Source organism: Bradyrhizobium sp. UFLA06-24 (genome assembly GCF_054967145.1).
In genome coordinates, this window is sequence record NZ_JADFUE010000149.1 from 1 (window position 1) to 4,209 (window position 4,209).

The following is a 4,209-nucleotide window of genomic DNA, read 5'->3' on the forward strand; positions in this document are numbered from 1 at the left end:
TTAAGGGAAACCGGAAATACAACCAAACGGCATAGCTGATCACTTCCGGTGGGAAGCGATGGCGGCGATAAAGAGGGTCCTTGGCAGTCCGCATGCCGCTCGTCTACCCCCTCCGCCGCTCCAATTCGTTAACTTGACGGTACCCTCTGACCTCATCTGGCTCAAGCCGAAAGGCTGCACCGAATCGAAGCCGAACTCCTTCACAAATTGCGCAGATCGCTTCCTCAACATGGTTCAACGCTCGTCAGCTCGACGTAAGCTAAATGTCTTAGAGGCTGCAACGTTCGATGTGGGCCGAGAGGTCGCATAATTTGCTCAGTCCGACAAGGAGCAGGAAATGGATCCCTTTGATGCAGGGCAGGCTCAGCGCGGTAATGGCAGCACCGAATCTTCCGGCCGCGAGGACCGGGAAGGTGAGGAGGCGCAGTGGGTTGGAGTCTTGACCCACGCGGTGCTCGCCGCTGACGATCCGGCAAATCTCGGGGATTCTGCTCCTGCGGAGGGGGGGCACGACCAGATGCTGGAGGAGTGGGCTGCCGAAGAGGGGCAGAACCCGCTCGAGGATCGACAAGAGGCTGTAAGGCGAGTGAATGCTTGGAATCAGGGCGAGCTGAATCTTGCAATGCTGCGCCTCACCAGCCTGCCTCCACTTCCAGCCGGGCTCCACTCGCTCGACGCGTCCTTCAACCGGCTGACCAGTCTGCCCGAGACTCTCCCTGACGCGCTCAATTCGCTCAATGTTAATGGGAATCAGTTGGTCAGCTTGCCCGCGCTTCCGGCCGGGCTCGCCTTGCTGGACGTGTGGAGCAATCGGCTCACCAGCCTGCCTGAGACCCTCCCGGCCGCGCTCGAGGGCCTCAACGTCGGCAACAACCAATTGACGAGCCTGCCCGAGGCCCTCCCGGCCAGGCTCGAAAGCCTTGACGTTAGTGTAAACCAATTGACGAGCCTGCCCGAGACTCTCCCGGCCAGTCTCGGAAGCCTTGACGTTGGTGTAAACCAATTGACGAGCCTGCCCGAGACTCTCCCGACCAGTCTCGGAAGACTTTACCTTAACGATAACCAGCTAACCAGCCTACCCACGGGCTTGCTAACGCAGTTGGGGGCTGCTGCGGAGGTGGTTGTGTCTGGCAATCCGCTGCCCCAGGAGATGCTGATGAACCTGGACACAATCCAAAGTACCGATGGGTATGCCGGCCCGAGGGTCGTCTTTGATTTGTCTGAGACGCACGAAGATCAGTGGGAGGACGCCGCCGTTGCGCCGTTTCCTCTCGAGACAGTAGCTGCGGAGTCTCTTCCCGAGGCAGTAGCGGACTGGCTCAACGGGGATCCGAAGGAGGGCGATCCCGAGGTGGTGGCCAAGTGGCAGAGCTTTGCAGAAGAACCCGGTGCCCAGCAATACGCAGACTTCCTCAACGGGCTGCGGAATACCGTGAACTCTGGGAACGAAGGATTCCAGCAGGGGGTGGCCAATGATCTGCGGCAGGCAGCGGCCAACCCGCAATTGCGCGCGCAGTACTTCCAGCTTGCTCTTGACGCCAACGAGAGCTGCGCGGATCGCAGAACTTTGACCTGGAACGGCATGCAAACCGCGCGCCTGATCGCCAACGTCGAGAACGGGCTCTATGACAATAACGAGGGGGTAGCGGCCCTCGTTGATCTAGGCCGTGTCATGTTCCGCTTGGAGGCACTGGGGGGGATCGCGCGCGAGAAGGTCCAATCGCTCCGCACAGGCGGCACCATCAACAACGTCGACGAAATCGAGGTCTACCTTGCCTATCAGGCCACGCTGCGCGAGCGGCTGGGGCTGCAGCACATCGCCCCGGACATGAACTACTTCTACGACTCTCACCTCACCGAGGAAGACATTGACAGGGCTGAGACGTCTGTGCGGAGCAAGGAGGCGACGGGGTTCGCCGACTATTTGGCGACGGACTGGAAACCTTGGGACGATGTGGTGCTCCGCATTGAACCGGAACACCATGCCACGATGGAGGAAAAGCTCGCCGATGCCTTGGAGGAGGAGTTCCCGGGCCGACTGAAGCAAAAGCTCGTTGAAGCGGGACTGATCGGCGCTGAGGCCGATGTCGTTGCGGATGCCGAGCGGGAGTTCGGACCCCAGGTCAGCAAGGACATCGCTCGCGAGATCAAGGGTGCTCTGAGGGACACGGTGCTCAACAAACGCGGCCTCAGTCTGTGAAGCGGCGTCTGCTGCTTGACCACGCGGTCCTTCATCCAGATCGAAGGATCAAGCAACTGCCTGAGCGAGGTATTGGTTCAACCGCAGCGGCGGAAACTGAACTGCGACGGCTGATCAGCCATTATGCTGTGAAGCGGCAGTAGTGCTTTGGCAAGACCAAGGCCGTGACCGCCACGGCCCGGAAGATCGCAGTTCTGTTCTACAATGCTGTGCGATACGGAATGGACTATGTCGATCCCGGGGCCTCGTCCTACGAGACGCGCTACCGGACGCGAGTGGTCAACAATTTGCAGCGGCGTGCCAAGGCATTCGGCTTTGTTCACCTGCCCTTGGAGCCGAAAGTAGATGCTGCCGTTTCTTAGGAATCGTTCTCAAGCGTCAGCTCCCCGATCTTGGCGTGCAGCGTTTTCACGTCCCCCGCGGGCTCGCTCGTTCTGTTGCCACCGCGAGGACCAAAGACCTCGGCCGCCGCTTCCTGAAGCTGGGACTTCCACTGCGTGATCTGGTTCGGATGCATGTCGAAATGCTCAGCCAGCTCGGCCAGCGTCATCTCGCCCTTGATCCTTGATCGCCGCTAACGCCACCTTGGCCTTGAATGCGAGTGCGTGCTGCCGGCGGGCTCGTCTGCTCATCGTCTCTCCTGATTCGCGGGACAATCTTGCCCGCCGTCAGGCAGAAACTCCACTCATCGCCCTGTCCAGATTTCCGGAGCCAGCTCTTTCTGTTCTACGCGCTACCCGACATAGGCATCCGTCTGACGCCGTTCGAGACTTCCTGGCTAGCGCTCGCATTGTGGGGCGGTGCTTATCAAACGGAGGTCTTCAGGGCCGCATTCGAAGCTGTGCCGAAAGGCGAAGTGACGGCAGCTCGCGCTCTCGGCTTGCCGGCGTTCCAGACCTTTCTTGACATCACACTCCCGATCGCGTTGCGCATCGCGATCACCGGAACAACAACCACGGCGATCACGCAGTTCAGGTCGTCCTCCTTCATGATCGTCGTCGGCTATCAGGAATTGACCTATGTCGCCAACCGGATCGTGTCAGATACGTTTAAAGTGTTTGAGACCTTCGGAATCGCTTGTCTCATGTACCTGCTGGGGTGCAGCATCCTAAGCGCTTTGTCTCGTACGTTCGAGCGCAGGCTCGCGGTTCCGGGGCTGGGAGTAGTTAAATGACCAACTGGGTTTGGCCTGTCACCCTTTACCTTGGTAAGAGCCTTTTGGTTACTTTGTGGATCTCGCTGCTCACCGTCATTTTGGCGACAATCCTTGGTCTCCTGATCGCGGCGCTGTCGCAAAGCACGCTCACGTTCGCGCGCTTTGTCGGACGGCTTTACGTTGAGTTGTTCCGCGGCGTGCCGTCGCTTATGATACTCCTCTTCGTGTTCTTTGCCCTTCCGCAAATTGGTCTCCGCACGGGCCCACTCACGGCCGCAATAATCGGATTGGGGCTCTGGGGCGGGGCGAACATCGGTGAGGTCTTTCGAGGCGCCTTGGATTCAATTCCACATCGCCAAGAGCAGGGCGCCCGAGCGCTTGGCTTGAGCGCAACGGAAGCGCTTGTGTTCGTCATTTTGCCACAAGCATTTCGGCGTGCGTTGCCGCCCTACGTCGGGCAGCTCACCGTTCTCGTCCAGGCGAGTGCACTGACGTCCGTTGTTGGGGTGTCGGATCTCTTGGGATCGGCGCGTCAAATGATAGAAAGACTAGCGTATGTCGGAACCGGAGACTCACACGCCATCGAGATCTATCTGGGCGTGCTGAGCATATTCTTTGTGATCTGCTACGCGTTGAGCGGGCTGGCCAGTATAATCGAACGCTGTCTTCGAGTCTGAAAACAATTCCTAGTCGATCGAAACCTTCTAGGGAAAGGCAATTGCGCCGTTTGAGCGAACCCGCTCGACTCCATCGAGCGCTTTGCGCGGAGACATGTTCTAGGGTCTGTACCTAAATAGCGCCACGTGATTCTCTTGCCTACGTGTTGATTCGGGGGCGAGAGAATGCGCGCTGG

General features: G+C 59.1%; 3 protein-coding genes and 3 pseudogenes. 4 read left to right on the top strand and 2 right to left on the bottom strand.

What is annotated here, in order from left to right:
* Positions 1 to 94 (bottom strand): annotated as a pseudogene (locus tag IF809_RS38040) (IS6 family transposase); the annotation flags it as partial.
* Between the two features lie 243 nt (positions 95 to 337).
* On the opposite strand from IF809_RS38040, the gene IF809_RS38045 reads away from it, so the two are divergent.
* Entirely contained in the window at positions 338 to 2,200 is a 1,863-nt protein-coding gene (locus IF809_RS38045) for an NEL-type E3 ubiquitin ligase domain-containing protein (RefSeq protein WP_011084490.1), read from the top strand.
* Between the two features lie 149 nt (positions 2,201 to 2,349).
* A pseudogene (locus IF809_RS38050) lies at positions 2,350 to 2,562 on the top strand (IS110 family transposase); the annotation flags it as partial.
* Positions 2,563 to 2,564: 2 nt separating this feature from the next.
* On the opposite strand, the pseudogene IF809_RS38055 reads toward IF809_RS38050, so the two are convergent.
* Positions 2,565 to 2,832 (bottom strand): annotated as a pseudogene (locus IF809_RS38055) (transposase); the annotation flags it as partial.
* A gap of 26 nt (positions 2,833 to 2,858) precedes the next feature.
* Between IF809_RS38055 and IF809_RS38060 the strand changes: the two are divergent.
* Both IF809_RS38060 and IF809_RS38065 read left to right on the top strand, forming a co-directional pair.
* Positions 2,859 to 3,374, top strand: a complete 516-nt coding sequence (locus IF809_RS38060; protein WP_028144277.1) for an ABC transporter permease subunit — start codon at positions 2,859 to 2,861, stop codon at positions 3,372 to 3,374.
* Entirely contained in the window at positions 3,371 to 4,033 is a 663-nt protein-coding gene (locus tag IF809_RS38065; RefSeq protein ID WP_014498011.1) for an amino acid ABC transporter permease, read from the top strand. The genes IF809_RS38060 and IF809_RS38065 overlap by 4 nt, the downstream gene beginning before the upstream one ends.
* Positions 4,034 to 4,209: the final 176 nt, after the last annotated feature.

Coding starts and splice junctions, on each gene's coding strand:
- IF809_RS38045 (WP_011084490.1), top strand. CDS start 338: ATGGATCCCTTTGATGCAGGGCAGGCTCAGCGCGGTAATGGCAGCACC.
- IF809_RS38065 (WP_014498011.1), top strand. CDS start 3,371: ATGACCAACTGGGTTTGGCCTGTCACCCTTTACCTTGGTAAGAGCCTT.